General features: G+C 32.5%; 15 protein-coding genes. 9 read left to right on the top strand and 6 right to left on the bottom strand.

Annotated features, from left to right (window positions below):
• Window positions 1-5: 5 nt before the first annotated feature.
• Window positions 6-920, bottom strand: coding sequence for an AraC family transcriptional regulator (locus tag Q0891_RS08080; protein ID WP_299100532.1), 915 nt, complete (start codon window positions 918-920; stop codon window positions 6-8).
• A gap of 172 nt (window positions 921-1092) precedes the next feature.
• Here Q0891_RS08080 and Q0891_RS08075 point away from each other — a divergent pair, with 172 nt between their 5' ends.
• From Q0891_RS08075 to Q0891_RS08050, 6 genes are all read left to right on the top strand, one after another.
• A complete protein-coding gene (locus tag Q0891_RS08075; protein ID WP_299100530.1) occupies window positions 1093-2592 on the top strand; it encodes an aldehyde dehydrogenase family protein in 1500 nt (499 codons plus the stop codon).
• 70 nt (window positions 2593-2662) lie between these two features.
• Window positions 2663-3019, top strand: coding sequence for a DUF779 domain-containing protein (locus Q0891_RS08070; RefSeq protein WP_299100528.1), 357 nt, complete (start codon window positions 2663-2665; stop codon window positions 3017-3019).
• A 36-nt stretch (window positions 3020-3055) separates the two neighbouring features.
• Entirely contained in the window at window positions 3056-4963 is a 1908-nt protein-coding gene (acs, locus tag Q0891_RS08065) for an acetate--CoA ligase (RefSeq protein ID WP_299100526.1), read from the top strand.
• 227 nt (window positions 4964-5190) lie between these two features.
• Window positions 5191-6141, top strand: a complete 951-nt coding sequence (locus Q0891_RS08060) for an SDR family oxidoreductase (RefSeq protein WP_299100524.1) — start codon at window positions 5191-5193, stop codon at window positions 6139-6141.
• Window positions 6142-6150: 9 nt separating this feature from the next.
• Window positions 6151-7062, top strand: coding sequence for an AraC family transcriptional regulator (locus tag Q0891_RS08055; protein WP_299100521.1), 912 nt, complete (start codon window positions 6151-6153; stop codon window positions 7060-7062).
• Between the two features lie 12 nt (window positions 7063-7074).
• The gene (locus Q0891_RS08050) at window positions 7075-7590 is read left to right on the top strand and encodes a hypothetical protein (protein ID WP_299100519.1); all 516 of its coding nucleotides are present in this window, start codon (window positions 7075-7077) and stop codon (window positions 7588-7590) included.
• A gap of 388 nt (window positions 7591-7978) precedes the next feature.
• Here Q0891_RS08050 and Q0891_RS08045 read toward each other — a convergent pair whose 3' ends face one another.
• Window positions 7979-8146, bottom strand: a complete 168-nt coding sequence (locus Q0891_RS08045) for a hypothetical protein (RefSeq protein WP_299100517.1) — start codon at window positions 8144-8146, stop codon at window positions 7979-7981.
• Window positions 8147-8230: 84 nt separating this feature from the next.
• Between Q0891_RS08045 and Q0891_RS08040 the strand changes: the two genes are divergently transcribed.
• Window positions 8231-8890: an HAD family phosphatase gene (locus Q0891_RS08040; RefSeq protein ID WP_299100515.1), complete on the top strand. Its 660-nt coding sequence runs from the start codon at window positions 8231-8233 to the stop codon at window positions 8888-8890.
• A 115-nt stretch (window positions 8891-9005) separates the two neighbouring features.
• Entirely contained in the window at window positions 9006-11597 is a 2592-nt protein-coding gene (locus Q0891_RS08035) for a zinc-dependent metalloprotease (protein ID WP_299100513.1), read from the top strand.
• Between the two features lie 76 nt (window positions 11598-11673).
• Here the strand turns inward: Q0891_RS08035 and Q0891_RS08030 are convergent, their stop codons facing one another.
• From Q0891_RS08030 to prfB, 4 genes are all read right to left on the bottom strand, one after another.
• Window positions 11674-14196, bottom strand: coding sequence for a TonB-dependent receptor (locus tag Q0891_RS08030; protein WP_299100511.1), 2523 nt, complete (start codon window positions 14194-14196; stop codon window positions 11674-11676).
• Window positions 14197-14333: 137 nt separating this feature from the next.
• Window positions 14334-14798, bottom strand: coding sequence for a hypothetical protein (locus tag Q0891_RS08025; RefSeq protein ID WP_299100509.1), 465 nt, complete (start codon window positions 14796-14798; stop codon window positions 14334-14336).
• A gap of 10 nt (window positions 14799-14808) precedes the next feature.
• Window positions 14809-15150 (bottom strand): arsenate reductase (glutaredoxin), encoded by a 342-nt coding sequence (arsC, locus tag Q0891_RS08020; protein ID WP_299100507.1) that lies wholly within the window; start codon window positions 15148-15150, stop codon window positions 14809-14811.
• A gap of 19 nt (window positions 15151-15169) precedes the next feature.
• Window positions 15170-16274, bottom strand: a protein-coding gene (gene prfB / locus Q0891_RS08015) for a peptide chain release factor 2 (RefSeq protein WP_299100505.1) whose coding sequence is annotated in 2 segments (ribosomal slippage) — window positions 15170-16210 and window positions 16212-16274 — 1104 coding nt in all. Because the reading frame shifts where the segments join, the coding sequence is not laid out codon by codon here.
• Between the two features lie 102 nt (window positions 16275-16376).
• Here prfB and Q0891_RS08010 point away from each other — a divergent pair.
• A complete protein-coding gene (locus tag Q0891_RS08010) occupies window positions 16377-18779 on the top strand; it encodes a zinc-dependent metalloprotease (protein ID WP_299100503.1) in 2403 nt (800 codons plus the stop codon).
• The last annotated feature ends 2 nt before the right edge of the window (window positions 18780-18781 follow it).

Here is an 18781-nt window from a genome sequence, read left to right as displayed (position 1 = left end):
AAAAGTTATTTATTTATCGAAGCCTTAAATTGTTGAGGTGTCATCATTTCCATTTTTTTAAATTGTCTGTTAAAGTAACTTGTATTGTTAAAACCAGATTGAAATGCAATTTCAGACATTCTTAAGTTTTTTGATTCTTTAATTAACTTTTTTGAAAACTTAATTTTTTCAGAATTGATATAGTCAATTGGAGAGATGCCTAAGGTGTTTTTAAATTGTTTATGAAAGTGGGAAGCACTCATGTACGCTTTTTTCGCTAATTGATCTACAGAAATATCTTTATTGGTAAGATTCTCTTTAATAAATTTAATTACAGTTCCTATTCTGGTATCATTAAAGGTGTGTGTGTCATTTATTATTAACGATTTAGCTTTTGTCTGAAGCAATCTTACAATTAATTCTTGAATCATTAAATCGAGTAAAACATCTTTAGACTTATTACTATTTGTAAAAGTGTACGTCAGTCTTTCAATAAGATGATTTACGTCAACATTATTTATAAGATGAGAAGTGGTTGTACTTAAGTCCCAATTGTTATTTTCATCTTCTATAGCAACATTATGATTAAATTTTTCTACAACTTCTTCAATCTTAAAAGCATCAATTCCTAAAGCCAGACATTGTGTAGGCTGGTTTTTAGTCGCCAAAGGGAAATCAATAATCATTTCCTTATGAGAAGGCATTACTACAGATTCTCCAGGGAAAAAGTCAAATGCATCAAAGTCATCTAAATGCATAATTTTCTTTCCGGTTAGCATACTCGCAATAATAGGAAAGTCAAAAGTTAACGATACTTTCTCTGCCATAGCATGAGTTTCATAGATGTTTAATTCTGCGTATTCGGCATTATAAGTAGTTCTATTTTCTACTAATGTAGTAAGTTTTCTATGGCTTTTATGTTTAGATAGTAAGTGGCTCATTCTCAATATTACAAAAAAATAATCTTAAAATTAGTTAATAAGAGATATGTTCAAAAAGATAATAAATATGTTCAATTTATTTAGAATATGATAAAATAACTTTATCAAAATTACTAAATAGTCAAATTTTTGGCAATAAAAAGTATAAACTAATAAATAAACACATTAAGGTATGAGTTATTCTAAACCACAATTTAAAGAGAAGTATTCCAATTTTATAAATGGCAAATTTGTGCCACCTGTAGGTGGTGAGTATTTTGAAAATACATCTCCAGTAGATGGTACACTAATTGCAAAATATCCAAGATCGCAAAAAGAGGATGTTGAAAATGCTGTAGATGCAGCAAATGCGGCTAAAGCATCGTGGGGAAATACTTCAGCAACTGAGCGCGCCACATTATTAAATAAAATTGCCGATATTATTGAAGCCAATTTAGAAGAATTTGCTCTTGTAGAAACTTGTGATAATGGAAAACCAATTCGCGAAACATTAAATGCAGATATTCCACTTTGTGTAGATCATTGGCGCTATTTTGCTGCTTGTATTAGAGCTGAAGAAGGCAGTGCAACGGAGTTAGATCAGAATACCTTATCCATGAATATTAAAGAGCCACTTGGTGTTATTGGCCAAATCATTCCTTGGAACTTTCCTTTATTAATGCTGTCTTGGAAATTACCACCTGCACTAGCTACTGGTAATTGTGTTGTTTTAAAACCAGCAGAGCAAACACCTTCAACAGCCACATTATTAATGGAAAAAATCGCAGATGTATTGCCGCCTGGTGTTCTAAATATCGTACATGGTTTTGGTCCAGAAGCTGGTAAACCTTTAGCATCGAGTTCTAAAGTTGATAAAGTCGCTTTTACAGGAGAGACGACAACCGGTCAATTAATTATGCAATTTGCATCTAAAAACCTTAATCCTGTGACTATGGAATTAGGTGGAAAATCGCCAAATGTTTTTTTTAATAGTGTTATGGATGAAGATGATGCGTTTTTAGATAAAGCTATAGAAGGCGCAGTTTTATTTGCATTCAACCAAGGCGAAGTATGTACGTGTCCATCAAGAATTTTGGTGCAAGAAGATATTTATGATGCTTTTATGGAGCGTGTTATAGCAAGAACAGAAGCCATTGTACAGAATAATCCATATGATACAAGTTGTATGGTTGGTGCTCAGGCTTCTAATGATCAGTACGAAAAAATACAGTCTTATTTCAAAATTGGTAAAGACGAAGGCGCTAAAGTTTTAACAGGAGGCGAAGCTAATAAGCTCCAAGGCGATTTTGCCAATGGTTATTACATTAAGCCAACACTATTAGAAGGACATAATAAAATGAGAGTCTTTCAAGAAGAAATTTTTGGACCAGTAGCCTGTGTTACTAAATTTAAAGATGAAGCAGAAGCTATAGAGATTGCAAACGATACATTATATGGGTTAGGAGCAGGTGTATGGACCAGAGATGCGCATCAATTATATCAAATACCAAGAGCTATAAAAGCTGGTCGTGTTTGGGTAAACTGTTACCATGCTTATCCTGCACATGCACCATTTGGTGGTTATAAAAAATCGGGATTCGGAAGAGAGAATCATTTAATGATGATGAGTCATTACAGACAAACTAAAAACATGTTAATCTCTTATGATAAGAACAAGTTAGGTTTCTTTTAGAAATTTATTAATAGTAGAATTAGGCTGAATTAGTTAATTTAATTCAGCTTTTTTTTAATGTATAAAACATATGAAACGAGTAGAAATAACAGAACAGGCAGCCAAGGTGGTTCAACAACTAAAGACCAAGCATGGCGAATTAATTTTTCATCAAAGTGGAGGCTGTTGCGATGGTTCTGCACCAATGATTTTTGAAAAAGAAGACATGTATTTAGATGAGAGTGATATACTTTTAGGTGAAGTAGAAGGTGTTAACTTTTACATGAATCAAGATCAATTTGAATATTGGAAACATACACATCTCACAGTAGATGTAACCACAGGAAGAGGCGCGAGTTTTTCATTAGAAATTCCATTAGGCTTACGGTTCTTAATTCACTCCAGATTATTATCCGAAGAAGAAGCTTCTTTTTTTAATTCAAAATAACTACCTTTTTAAACTAAAATAAATAGAGACTAAATAATGAGTAATTATCACATAAAACACTTAGAAGAATATTACCAAGTGTACCGTAAATCAGTAAGAAATCCCGAAGTTTTTTGGGAAGAAATTGCGGAAGAACATTTTATATGGCGAAAAAAATGGGATAAAGTTCTTAGTTGGGATTTTTCTAAACCAGAAATTAAATGGTTTGAAGGTGCAGAACTCAACATAACTGAGAATTGTATAGACAGGCATTTATATACAAGAGGTGATAAAACCGCTATAATTTTTGAACCTAATGATCCTTTAGAAGAAGCAGAACATATTACCTATAAACAATTACATGAACGCGTATGTAGATTTGCAAATGTACTAATTGATAAAGGCATTAAAAAAGGAGATAGAGTTTGTGTTTATTTACCTATGATTCCTGAATTGGCAATATCTGTCTTAGCATGTGCTCGTATTGGAGCTATACATTCTGTGGTATTTGCAGGTTTTTCTTCAACAGCTTTAGCAACTAGAATTAATGATGCCGAATGTAAAATGGTAATCACTAGTGATGGTTCTTATCGTGGTAAAAAGACAATAGATTTAAAAGGTATTGTAGATGAAGCCTTAGAGGAATGTTCTTCTATTGAATCTGTTTTGGTGGCAAAACGTATTCATTCTGATATTAATATGAAAGATGGACGTGACTATTGGTTACAACCACTTTTAGATGATGCCTATTCAGATTGTGTCCCAGAAATTATGAAGGCAGAAGATCCATTATTTATCTTATATACATCTGGTTCTACAGGAAAACCTAAAGGTATGGTGCATACAACAGCAGGTTATATGGTGTATACAGCCTATACCTTCAAAAATGTATTTCAGTACACAGAAAAGGACGTGTATTGGTGTACAGCAGATATTGGTTGGATCACTGGTCACAGTTATATTGTTTATGGACCACTTTGTAATGGAGCCACAACTGTAATGTTTGAAGGCGTACCAAGTTATCCAGATTTCGGACGATTTTGGGACATTGTAGAAAAGCATAAGGTTAATCAATTTTATACAGCACCTACTGCAATAAGAGCATTAGCTAAAGAAGGCATTGATCATTTAGAAAAACATAATTTGTCATCCATTAAAGTGTTGGGTACTGTAGGTGAACCTATAAATGAAGAGGCGTGGCATTGGTACGATGATAATGTTGGTAAGAAAAAAGCACCAATTGTAGATACATGGTGGCAAACTGAAACAGGCGGCATAATGATTACTCCAATAGCATTTGCAACACCAACAAAACCAACCTATGCAACATTACCTTTTATAGGTATTCAGCCAGCATTAATGGATGAGCAAGGTCAAGAAATTAAAGGTAACCAAGTAGATGGCAGACTATGCATTAAATTCCCATGGCCAAGTATAGCCAGAACAATTTGGGGCAATCATCAACGCTATAAAGACACCTATTTTTCTGCTTACGATAATATGTATTTTACAGGTGATGGAGCGTTGCGAGATGAAGTAGGTTATTATAGAATTACAGGTAGAGTAGATGATGTTATTATAGTCTCAGGTCATAATTTAGGAACAGCTCCAATAGAGGATGCTATTAACGAACATCCTGCGGTTGCAGAAAGTGCAATTGTAGGTTTTCCACATGATGTTAAGGGAAATGCGCTTTATGGTTATGTAACCTTAAAGGAAACTGGAGAAAGCAGAAATCATGATAATTTACGTAAAGAAATCAATCAATTAATTACAGAGCAAATAGGCCCAATTGCAAAATTAGATAAGATTCAATTTACAGATGGTTTACCAAAAACACGATCAGGTAAAATAATGAGAAGAATATTAAGGAAAATTGCATGTAATGAAACCGATCAATTAGGTGATACAAGCACACTTTTAAATCCTGAAGTAGTACAAGATATTATGGATAATGTGTTGTAAATACTTAAAGTTTACGGCTATCATTACTAAATTTTGTTAATTAACAGTAGGTTTATGTTTGATGTATAAAAGGTAATTAGTGGTTTCTGTATTAAATAATTAATTTTTCCGTAGTATGGTGCAATTACCCACTCAAACCAAAAAGTATCCAACTTTAGAAAATCCGTATAAGAAGTTAAGTTCCTTTCCGACCTAATTTTGTCTTATTAAATCAAACGTAAGCAAAAATGGAGAAAAATCAATTTGGTAAAAAAGGTTGGACACCAGATAGAATTGAAAAATTAAATGGTAAAACATATGTAATAACGGGAACTACAAGCGGAACAGGATTTGAAGCAGCGAAAATATTACTATCAAAAGGAGCAAAAGTGGTAATGCTTAATAGAAACCCAAAGAAAGCTGAAGACACCATTAAAATTCTAAAGCAAGAACTTGGAAATGATATAGACGTTGTAGCTATAAAAATAGATTTGGCTGTTCAAGATTCGGTGAAAAAAGCAACAGAAGAAGTTGTAAAAACAGTTCCTAAAATCGATGCACTCATTTGTAATGCTGCTATTGCCCAAGTACCTAAACAAACGTTAACAGTAGATGGATGGGAAAGTCAAATGGGAACAAATTACTTCGGAAACTTTACGCTTCAAGCACTATTGTTCCCACTTATTAAGAAATCCAAAGGACGAATTGTAACGGTAGGAAGTTTGGGATATGATATGGGAATTAAAACCATCAAATTTGATGATTTGAATTGGAACAAAGATTACACGCCTAATAATGCATATAGTCAAAGTAAACTGGCGCAGATAATGTCTATGTACGAATTACAAGATAGATTAAAAGAAGCTGGGAAAACAGATGTTAAAGCATATGCTTGTCATCCAGGTTCTTCAAGAACCAACCTAATAAATTCAAGTGGTAGCTTTATGATGAAATTCATCTTTAATCTAATGAAATTGTCGCCATTAACACAATCGGCTGAAAAAGGTGCTTATCCGCAATTGATGTGTGCCACAGAACCTAATTTAGACCAAAGTAGTTTTTATGGTCCAACAGGAAGAAATAATTGGACTGGCCCAGTTGGAGCACATAAATTAGAATCACACGCAAAAGATAAAGTCGTATCAAATAAATTATGGGAACTTTCGGAAAAGGAAACAGGTGTAAAATGGAATATATAAATTTGTATGATGGAGCACTTTAAAACATTATCGACTTATCTCGATTATTTAGAAGTACCGAGACCAGAACACCCTATGTTGAGTGTTTTCAACTCAAAAGGCGATGGTTATTTACCTTGTCCAAAAGAAAGTTCGCCACCAATTACAAACGATTGCTATTCCATTAGCTTAAAGAAATTTGTAAAAGGCGACTTAAACTACGGACGAACAAAATATGATTTTACCAATGGAGCTTTAATTTTCATTGCACCAAGGCAAATTCTACAATGGGATAGTAGCGTGGTTTTTGAGCGAAAAGGCTTTTCAATAAACTTCCACGAAGATTTTTTGAAAGGAACAGATTTAGCACAACAAATAAAAAAATATGGTTTCTTTTCCTATTCAGTAAATGAAGCATTACATCTTTCGCCAAAAGAAGAAAAGCAAATAGAATTAATAGTTGAAAATATTGAAATAGAATATCATAACAACCAAGACGAGTTTAGCAAAGAAATTATCATTTCTCAATTAAGTACGCTTTTTAAGTATGCCAATCGATTTTATGAAAGACAGTTTTTAAACAGGAAAGAAATATCGAACGATTTGCTGGAACAATTTAATCAGCAATTAACTGAATATTTTGAATCAGGTCATTTACAAGAAAAAGGAATTCCATGTATAGAACACATAGCAAATAAAATGTTGGTTTCTCAACGTTACTTAAGTGATACTTTGAAAAAAGAAACAGGTAAAACTACAACTGAACATTTGCAATTGTATTTAATTGACGAAGCAAAAAACATTCTTTTGGAGCCTCATAAAAGCGTTTCGGAAGTAGCTTATGAGTTAGGGTTTGAATATCCACAATATTTTTCTAGATTATTCAAAAAAAAAGAAGGAATAAGCCCTTCAGAATACCAACAGAAATATAGTATGAACTAGGAATTATTGTCAATGGAACTATTAAAATTAACTACAGAGTGGGCAAAAGCTGAAGTATTCTCAACACGTTTTTTTATCCTTTTTGCGATTGGGTTTTTAATTGCAAGTATTGGGTTTTGGCAATTAGGAAAAACAGATTTAGCAAAAGCTTATATTATTCCAACTTTGGTAGCAGGCATTCTACTTTTAATTATTGGTATGGGTCTTAACTATACAAATATACAAAGAGTTAAACAGTTTGAGAAAGACTTTAATACTGATACAGCTGCTTTTTACCAATCCGAAATAGAACGTTCAGAAAGTACATTAAAGGAATATACAGTTGTTTTCAAAGTAATTCCAATTCTTATAATTGTTTCAGCATTACTAATTCTGTTCATTAATACACCAACTTGGAGAGCAATTAGCATTACAACAATTGCAATGTTGATAGTTATTTTATTAGTTGATGGAACTGCTTACTCTAGAATTGAAACGTACCATAAAGAATTGAAAATGGTACAATTGAATAATGCAATCAAAAAATAACGGCGTACAACACCCAATAAGGTATATAAATTCTCGACCTGAAATTCACTTTACCTGCAGCAATATTTCAGAATAAGATATTATTTTTCAGATTATAAACTTTCTTCCAATCTATTCTCCGAGATTCATTATTAGAATTTATAAATATGCCACTTTGTTCATTGTAATTTCCGAGTTCCCTTTCTAAGGGCTCGTATCCAGAAACGAATGCGTTGTAAAAAATTGCAGTAATCCATTCTCCAAGATCATCGTTACTCGTCCATCCACTTTTAGAGTCCAATTCAATGATTCCTTTAAGCCAATATTTTAGGTTTGAGTTGCATTAAAATATTTTCTTCTTAAAATAACTATTAATGCTGAGGTTCATCGAGTAGAAAACATAACTTACTTAAGCATCATCAGAAGCATTATTTTGTGCTTTAGCTTTCTCAACAATAGCTCTTAAACGGGCTTTACGTTCAGCATCCTTAGATTTTATTTTGTTTTTTTTCTGCGCAATGAGCTTGCTATGTTTGGCTTTATTATTGGTGTTTTTCTCTTTTCCTTTTTTCGCCATAATAGATTTGTTATTTAATAATGAGATTTCTCGTTGCACTCAAAATTACTCTTTACTATCTTCGTGGCTAAAATAATATATTTTATGCTCAAAGCCGTATTATTCGACATGGATGGTGTTATTGTAGACACAGAACCTTTACATCGTAAAGCCTATTATCAGATGTTTAGCGATGTTAATATTGAAGTCAATGATGCACTTTATGAATCGTTTACTGGGCAATCTACAATTAATATCTGTAAACGATTAGTAGACCATTTTAATATTGACAAAGCACCAGAAACTCTAGTCAGTATAAAACGAAAACACTTTAAATATTTGTTTGAAAACGATTCTGGTTTGGTATTAATTGATGGTGTTTTAGAGCGCATCAAGGACTATTATGCTAATGGTGTAAAGCTGGTAGTGGCTTCTTCGGCTTCTATGCCAAATATAGAACGCATTTTTAATCGCTTTGATCTAAACCAATATTTTATGGGAAAATTTAGTGGTGCAGATTTAGAGAAATCAAAGCCTCATCCAGAGATTTTTCTAAAAGCGGCTAAACATACAGATCAAGATAAATCAGAATGTATGGTTATTGAGGATTCTACTAATGGCATTAAAGCAGCACATGCTGCAGGAATTTTTTGCGCTGGTTTTAAAAGTAAACATTCGTCTGGCCAAGACTATGCATTAGCCAATATGGTGGTTTCTAGCTTTGAAGAGCTGTCTTATGATAAACAGCACTTATATTTTAAATAATTCTCTTTTTATGATAAAGTGATAGGTTGAGAGTTCCTTATTTTAACAAAATATTAGAGAATCTTTTATGATTTATTCAATATCTTGTTAAAATACAAACTAATCAATTTTAATCATGAAAATCAAAAAACGAAATGTCTATAGACTCTTATCTATAGCGCTTGTAGTTAGCGCTTTTATGGCACCTCAAAATGTAGAAGCTCAAAAAAAGAAAAAGAAAAAGAAGGATAAAACCGAAACACCAGCACCGAAACCTAAATCTAAGAAAAAGTCAATTAAAGACCTCACTAAATCTAGTGAAAAGATAGAAGGTCTGTTTACCATGTATCGCGATACAATTACTGGAGCATTACAAATGGTAATTAGTGATGAGCAATTAGGTAAAGATTATATACATTTTAATCAAGTATCTAATGGTGTTGTAGATGCAGGCCGTTTTAGAGGTGCTTATGGTGGCTCTAAAGTTTTTAAAGTAAAAAAATTCTATAACAAAATAGAATTTGTTTCTCAAAACACGTCATTTTATTTTGATCCAGATAATGCAATCTCTAAATCTAAAGATGCTAATACTAGTGAAGGTATTATGGCAGCTGTAAAGATTGAAGCACATGATGAAAAAGCAGGTTTATATTTAATAAAAGCAGATGGTTTGTTTTTAAAAGAAACATTAACCCAAATTAAACCACCACGTTTTCCGGGTTCTAGCCCTATGGCATTTAAATTAGGAAATCTAGACAAATCAAAAACCAAAATTAATAGCATCAATAACTATGATGATAATACAAATCTTGAAGTTGAGTATGTATACTCAAGCCCTTCGGTACTAAACGGTGGTTCTCAAGCTGTAACTGATGGAAGAAATGTGAGTATTAAAGTATTTCACAGTTTAATTGCAATGCCAGATAATGATTATGAAATTCGTTTAGACGATCCTAGAGTGGGTTATTTTACGACACAAGTGAATGATCAAACGGCAACTAACTCTGCACCATACAAAGATTTAGTACATCGATGGAATTTGGTTAAAAAGGATCCTAATGCTGCCTTATCAGAACCAGTGGAACCTATTACATGGTGGATGGAGAATTCTACACCAGTGGAATGGAGAGAAACAATTACACAAGGTGTGTTAGAGTGGAATAAAGCTTTTGAAAAAGCAGGCTTTAAAAATGCCATGGTTGTTAAGTTACAACCAGACGATGCAGATTGGGATGCAGGAGATATTAATTATAATGTATTACGTTGGACATCTTCTCCAAATCCGCCTTTTGGTGGCTATGGACCAAGTTTTGTAAACCCAAGAACAGGAGAAATAATTGGAGCAGATATAATGTTAGAATATGTGCATTTTACTAACAGGGTATTCTATGATCAGTTATTTGATTTAGCTAAAGCAGATGTGGAATTTGATGCTGCAGACTATTTAAAAAAGAATAAAGTTTTATGTTCATTTGGTCATACAATGCATGAGAATACCATGTTTGGTCAAGCAGTTGTAGAGGCTACAAGTGGATCTGATATCGAAATGGCACGTATGAAAAAAGAAGCAATGATCGCATTAATTATGCATGAAGTTGGCCATACGTTAGGACTAAATCATAACATGAAGGCTAGTCAATTATTTTCGCCAGAACAATTAGCAGATAAAGATTTTATTGAAGGGAAATGCTTAACAGGATCTGTTATGGATTATGCAGGTATTAACCTAACAAACAATAGAGCAGATCAAGGTCAGTATTACGATACATCTGTGGGTCCTTATGACGTTTGGGCAATTCAGTTTGGTTACACACCATTTAATTCTGAAGCTGAAAAAGTAGCTTTACTGAATAGATCAACAGAACCAGAATTAATTTTTGGTAATGATGCAGATGACATGCGTGCGCCAGGAAAAGCGATTGACCCAAGAGTAATGATTGGAGATTTGTCTAATGATCAAATAGGTTATTCTATAGACAGAATAAAATTGGTTGATAGTATGATGAATGATATAAAATCTAAATTTTCTAAACCAGGAGAGTCTTATCAAGAATTAAGGCGAGCTTACTACATTTTAAGTGGACAACGTGCTACGGCTGTCAATGTTATTTCTCGATTTATTGGTGGTGTTTATGTAGATAGATCAATGATTGGTCAAGAAGGAGGAAAGCAACCTTATACACCTGTAAGTTTGGTGGATCAAAAAAGAGCAATGAATGCATTAAAGAAATATGCTTTTGCACCTGATGCATTTAACGCACCAAATGATTTGTATAATTATTTAGCTTTACAAAGAAGAGGTTATAACTTTTTTAGAGGTCCCGAAGATCCTAAAATACATGCGCAAGTATTAACGTATCAACGTAATGTGCTAAGACATATTTTACACAATAATACGTTACAGAGAATTTCGGATAGTGAATTGTATGGTAATGAGTACTCTTTATCTAAATATATGACTGATTTAAATTCTGCTATTTTTAAAACAGATATTTATGGTAACGTCAATTCCTTTAGACAGAATTTACAAATATCATATACAGATATGTTAATTGATATGTTAACAGGTAAACAAAGTAGCAGATATACAAATACTGCCAAATCAATGGCTTTATATAATTTAAAGCAAATTAGAAACATGGCAGCACCAAATGGAAATGTATCTAGCAAAGCACATAAACAACATTTACGTACTTTAATAGATAATGCATTAAAAGAGGTTAAGTAGAAGACAAGAATTAAGAAAACAGAAAAGGCACAAATTTTAATTTGTGCCTTTTTTTTATTTTTGAGTATACGCTATTTTAGCCTTCAAAATCAATATCATCTCCACCGTTACCGTTTCTTCCAGAACGTTCACGTTTATTTAATTTTTGATTAAACCTATAGGTAAATGAAGCGTTGATTTGTCGCTGTCTTCTTTGATACTCATTATATCTTTGAAAGAAATCAGTAGTTGTTGTAGCGACATATTTTCTTGAGTTAAATAAATCTCTAACGTTTAATGCTATCGTTGCTTTATTATTCAATATTTCTTTACTAAACGCTAAATCAAGTGAAAATATGCCATCAACATCAGTTTGCGCTTCTTGTCTTGGTCCTCTGTAAAATGCACTAGTTTGCCAATCGATAGCAAGTGGTAAAGTCACTTTAGAACTAAAACGAGCAAACCAACTTGTATTTTTAGCACTGTAGTCTATACCGTTAAATTCCCCTTCAGTTTCAAATTGAAAGAAATTGAAACTAGAGTTTAGTCGCAACCATTTTGCAGGACTGTACATCGCACCAATTTCGGTTCCTATACGTTGATTAGATGACAAATTAATTGGTATTGTTCTAATTATGTCAATACCATCCGTAGTTTGCGTACCAGTATTTTCTTGTACTCTTTCAAAAGCATCAGTTTCATATTGGTAATAAATAGAAGAGGTAAGGGTAAATTTTTCCCATCGTTTTAAATATCCCAAATCAAAAGTGCTTGAAAAAGCAGGATTCAAATCAGGGTTTCCTTGCCAAATATTAGTCCTACTAGATCTTGAAGGAAAAGGATTTACGTATCTGCCACGAGGACGATTTATTCTTCGGTTAAATCCTAAAGTGATACTTTCTTCAATGTCTGAGTCTTCTTTGTCTAAATTGTAAATTAGGTTTACAGTAGGGAATAGGCCTAAATAGTTTTTATCAAAATCTAATTCGTTATCTGTTACATCTTCTGTTTGTGATTCAATCTTTCCTTTTAATTGGGTGTGCTCTAATCTAAGACCTAAAAGAAATGAAAATCTTCCAAATTTAGTACCATATTGACTATATAATGCATTTACATTTTCTGTATAGTCAAAAATGTTTGATACATCTTCATTTAATAAAAATTCGCCTGAATCTAAATCTTCTTGTAAAAGTTCATAATCGGTATTGCTGTTTTCAAAACTACCACGATAACCAGCTTCAAAACGAGAATCTTTTCCTAATGGCAGTACATAATCAGCTTGAAATAAAAACTCTTTTTGTTTCTCGTCGGTAAATTCTTGTTCTATTTGAAACAGTTCAGGATCTTCTTGATCTGTGAAGATATAATCTTCATTTAAATAGGTGTAGCCCTCTTCATTACCATTTTCATATTGAAAATCTGCTGTTAATTTATGGTCTCTATCCTCACCAAATTGTTTTTGATAATTAATAGCAATTTGGTAGTTGTTATCTTTTTCAGTTTCTCTTTCTCTTCTAAGCGTATTTTCTACAATGATATTATTATTATTATTATTATTATTATTAAAACGTTCACTTGAATTTAGGGAAACGTCAGCGTCATTTCCAAAATTATAGAAAAAACTTCCGGTTAAAGATGAAGATTCATTTAAGAAATACTCCATACCTAAATTTGTATTATAGTTTCTATTCAATCGATCTTCGTTTTTACGTTCTCGAATTCTTCTATATTCTGGTTCGTCTATAATACCATCTTCTATTTCATCAAAATAATTTACATCAATGAACGTTTTACCTGGAGCATTAGAATATCTCCATCCAAAATTAGAAAAGAGATTATAATTTTTTGTTCTATAATTTAATGCAGCTGAAACTCCAGCATTATCAGGATTACCGGCCGTTAATGTCACAGATCCATTAAAACCTAAAGTTTCTTTTTGTCTTAATATAATATTTAAAATTCCTGCCGTTCCTTCAGCATCATATCTCGCAGAAGGCGATGTAATAACTTCTACACGCTCAATAGCTTCTGCAGGTAACTGACTTAATATATTGCTATCACCAAAACCTGCCATAGCAGAGGGTTTACCATTTATTAATATTCTAACATTTTCATTTCCTCTAAGACTTATAGCACCTTCTACATCAACAGTAACGGAAGGTACATTGTTAAGCGCGTCACTTACAGTTCCGCCAGCAGTGGTTAAATCTTTACCAATGTTGTATACTTTTTTATCGAGTTTAATTTCAACAGTAGTACGTTCAGCGACAACCATAACTTCGTCTAGAGATTCTTCATCTAAAGCTAAGTTTATAGTACCTAAGTTTGTGTTTTGAGTTAATGTTTGCTCAGGGAAAGTTTTGGTTTTATAAGATATGTATTCTACAGAAATTATATATGTACCAGCTGGTACTTCGACTTTGAATTTACCTTTGGTGTCTGTTATTCCACCAGTAATTATTTTGTTATCAGCTTTTGTTTTAACAACGACTGTTGCGTATTCTAAAGGAATGTTAGTGCCTTGTTCAATGACTATTCCTTCTATATTTATATCTTTTTGAGCAAAAGAATTTGAGAATGTGATAATTAATAATAGAGATGCGAAAAAACTTAATTTCATTACAATTGGTTAAAGGTTATAAATATTTAGACTCGCAAAAATACCTTTAGTTCAATTGTAATAGGTTAATCTTTTGTTAAAGCAACCTAAAGAAAATACGGTAATGATAAGTGTTAAAATTCTTAGTTATTATCATCCTATTTATCTTTTTTTTGTTTCTTCTTTTTACGTTTTTTCTTCTTCTTTTTTATAACTTCTTTTTCATCAAAGTCGCCTTTTATCATTTCCATTAATTTGGTCATATCGTTTTCAGAAATAAGCTCTTCAAGATCTTTGAAATGCGTTTTTTCTAATTTTTCCACAGCATTTTTCCTATCCATACTGTGTTCATATTTAACCTTATAAAGTTCTGTTTTAGCTTCAAAAAAACTTATTATGTTTTGCTTGATAATGTGCTTCTGAAATTCGTCTGCTTCTAAAGTAGATAAGAAATTTTGAATATATTCATCTCGTCGCTCTTCCATATCTCGTTTATGTTTGGCGATTTGTTCTTCCGTTGGTTCGCTTTGCGTTTGCGGAATTTGATTTGTATTTCTACTTCGTTGTGCTGATAAATTTAAACTTAGAAGTAAGGCAAATGCAATAAAAATTAACTTTTTCATTTGATGTCTTTTAAATGATTTCTTTTATAGTTTCTGGTGGCCTACCAATCACAGCTTTATTTCCATTAACTACTATTGGTCTTTCTATTAACTTAGGATGATTAATCATAGCTTCTATAATTTCTTTATCTGACATGTCCTTACCTTTAAAATCAGATTTCCAAATAGCTTCATTTTTTCTCACTAAATCAATTGGTTGTATTGATAGTTTAGAAATTAAAATTTCTAAAGCTTCAACGGTTAACTGATTCTCTAAATATTTTACAACTTCAAATTCTTTATCAGAGCCTTCTACAATTGCAAGTCCTTGTCTAGACTTTGAGCATCTTGGATTGTGATATATTTTAATCATCTTATTTTGTTAATTACAATTATAATGCCGAATCTTCTTTTTGTCCCATTAGCATTAAATACGCTTTTAAAAATGGTTCAATATCTCCATCTAAAACAGCATCTACATTACCAGTTTCGTGAGCAGAGCGTACATCTTTAATTAATTTGTAAGGATGTAACACATAATTTCTAATCTGGCTTCCCCATTCAATTTTCATTTTTCCAGCTTCAATATCGTCACGTTGTGCCATTTGTTTCTGTAGTTCAATTTCATACAATTGAGACTTTAGCATTTGCATAGCTCGTGTTCTATTGTCTTGTTGTGAACGTGTTTCAGAACATTGAATTTGGATACCAGATGGTTTATGTCTTAACTGAACTTTGGTCTCCACTTTATTTACATTTTGTCCTCCGGCTCCACTTGATCGTGCTGTTGTTATTTCAATATCAGCAGGATTAATATCTATCTCAATTGAGTCATCTACTAATGGGTAAACATAAACCGAAGCAAAACTTGTATGGCGTTTAGCATTACTATCAAAAGGAGAGATTCTAACTAAACGGTGTACACCATTTTCGCCTTTGAGCCAACCAAAAGCATATTCACCCTCAATTTCTATGGTCACAGTTTTAATACCAGCAACATCGCCATCTTGTAAGTTAAGTTCCTTTACTTTAAAGCCACTTTTTTCAGCATACATTAAGTACATACGCATTAACATACTTGCCCAATCACAAGATTCTGTTCCACCTGCACCAGCCGTAATTTGTAAAACAGCACTTAAACTATCACCTTCTTCAGAAAGCATGTTCTTAAATTCTAGTTTTTCAATGGTATTTACTGCGGCTTCATAACGATGCTCTACATTTTCCATGGGAGCTTCGTCTTCCTTGTAGAATTCATAAATGACTTCTAAATCCTCAAAAAGTGATTTGGCATTGTTAAAATCGGTAACCCAACTTTTTTTCTCTCTAATTGATTTCATTACCAATTCGGCAGCTTTAGAGTCGTTCCAAAAATTAGGGTCAAAAGTTTGTTCTTCTTCGTTAGAAATTTCTATAAGCTTAGCATCTAAGTCAAAGATATTGTCTAAGTATGTCTAGACGGGAATTAAGATCTTTTATTTGATCTGATGTTATCATAAATTATTGTTATTTCTACAAATATATGCAGTGGATTTAAAGTGCCATAATTTTGAATTGTTTTTTTAGATTTTCCGTAGTTTTATGACTCAATTATTTGCTATGAAAAAAATATACTTTTTATTAGGTTTTATTATCATGGGCTGTTCCATCAATGCCCAAATTTTAGATAAAAAAGATTTACAAGAATTTACAGGTTATTTTGATTTCTATTACGAAGAAAGTACGGATAAAATCTATTTAAAGGTTGAAAAACTGAATACTGAGTTTTTATACGTAAACTCTTTAGCCTCTGGTGTTGGTAGCAATGATATTGGTTTAGATAGAGGACTGTTAGGTGGAGAGCGTGTAGTTTATTTTAAAAAAGCGGGTAACAAGTTGTTGCTTGTTCAGCCTAATTTAAAATATCGAGCCAACACAAAAAATGCGTTAGAAAAGAAAAGTATTGAACAAGCATTTGCGCATTCTGTTTTATTCGGGTTCAAAATTTTATCAGATAAAAAAGGGGAATATATTATTGATTTTACACCTTTTTTGATGGAAGATACCAATGGCGTGACAAGTCGATTAAAAAGACAAAAAGAAGGTATTTATAAATTAGATAAATCAAAAAGCGCACTTTCTCTTGAGCGTACTAAAGCATTTCCAAAAAATATTGAGTTTGAAGCTTTATTAACCTTTAAGGGCGAGCCAACGGGTAGAAATTTAAGAAGTGTTACACCAACACCTTCCTTGATTAGTGTAATACAACATCACTCTTTTATAGAATTACCAGATAGTAATTATAAACCAAGAGTTTTTGATACGCGCAGTGGCGCAATTTCTATATCTTATTTAGACTATGCAACACCTATTGAAGAAGATATTACTAAACGATTTATTATACGTCATCGTTTGGTTAAGAAAAACCCTAAATCATTAAAGAGCAAAGCCGTAGAACCTATTATTTATTATTTAGATCCTGGAACTCCAGAACCAGTTAGATCTGCACTACTCGAAGGAGCAAGATGGTGGAATGAAGCTTATGAAGCTATTGGTTTTGAAGATGCATTTCAAGTAAAGATGCTACCTAAAGATGCAGATCCTATGGATTGCAGATATAATGTTATTCAATGGGTTCATCGTAGTACTAGAGGTTGGAGTTATGGAGCTAGTGTTGTAGATCCCAGAACAGGCGAAATAATTAAAGGTCATGTAAGTTTAGGAAGTTTACGAATTCGTCAAGATTTTATGATTGCTCAAGCCTTAATGAATAAACCGTTTGCTGAGCGCGATGAAAATTATAAACCAATGTTAGATATGGCTTTAGCCAGAATAAGACAATTAAGTGCGCATGAAATTGGCCATACTATTGGTTTTGCGCATAATTTTGCTTCAAGTATTAATGATAGAGCTTCTGTGATGGATTATCCGCATCCACTAGTTTCTATAAATGATGGAATTATTGATTTCAGTAAAGCCTATGCAACAGGCATTGGTAATTGGGATAAAGTTACTGTGGCTTATAGTTATTCGGAATTTGATAAGAAAACAGATGAAAAAACAGCTTTGCGTAATATTCTTAAAAAAGCTCAAAATGAAGGTTTACGTTTTATAACAGATGCTGATGCCAGAGCAGCTGGAGGTGCACACGCTTTTGCCCATTTATGGGATAACGGAAAAACACCTAAAGCTGGTTTAGACGAAGTTTTAGAATTACGAAAACAAGCGATAGCTAATTTTTCAGTCGAAAATATAAAGGCTTATCAACCTTACTCTGTTTTAGAAGATGTATTTGTTCCTTTATATTTTTATCATCGCTTTCAAGTGGAAGCGGCAACCAAAGTTATTGGTGGATTAGATTATAATTATGCCGTAAAAGGCGATGGGCAATTCACATCTAAAACAGTTGATGGATCTATACAAAGGGAAACTTTAGACGGTATTTTTAATACGATAGACGCAAAAGTTTTAGCCATTCCAGAGGATAAATTGTCATTGTTTCCTCCAAGAGCTTTTGGTTATGGACGCACTAGAGAATCATTTAAAGGCAAAACAGGTGTTGCTTTTGATCCGCTAAGTGCTGCAAATACAGCTAGCGATATGACATTAAAATTTTTGTTACACCCTCAACGTGCCAATCGATTAATACTTCAAAAAAGTTTAGATGAAACGCAATTAAGTTTACAAGACGTTTTAGATGGTTTGTTTAAGAACACATTTAATAATAATCAAACAGATTTATATTTGCAAGCTATACAACATCAAATCAATATCAATGTTTTAAAGTATGTTATGAACCTAGCCATAAATGACAATAGTTATTTTCAAACTAAAGCAATTGCTAATAAATCGCTTGCTAACTTGGCCATTCGATTTAATAGTGATGATGCAATTGCTATGCAGTATGGCCTTATGATTAAAGAATTTAATGAGCATCCAGAAAAATTTAAACTAGAAAGTTCTCCCAAAATACCAGATGGTTCTCCAATAGGAACTGATATTTGTACTTATAAAGATTATTAAAA

Origin of the sequence: uncultured Winogradskyella sp., from assembly GCF_947498005.1 — a bacterium.
In the GTDB taxonomy this organism is placed as follows: Bacteria; Bacteroidota; Bacteroidia; order Flavobacteriales; family Flavobacteriaceae; genus Winogradskyella.
This window is presented reverse-complemented; position numbering and strand designations above follow the sequence as displayed.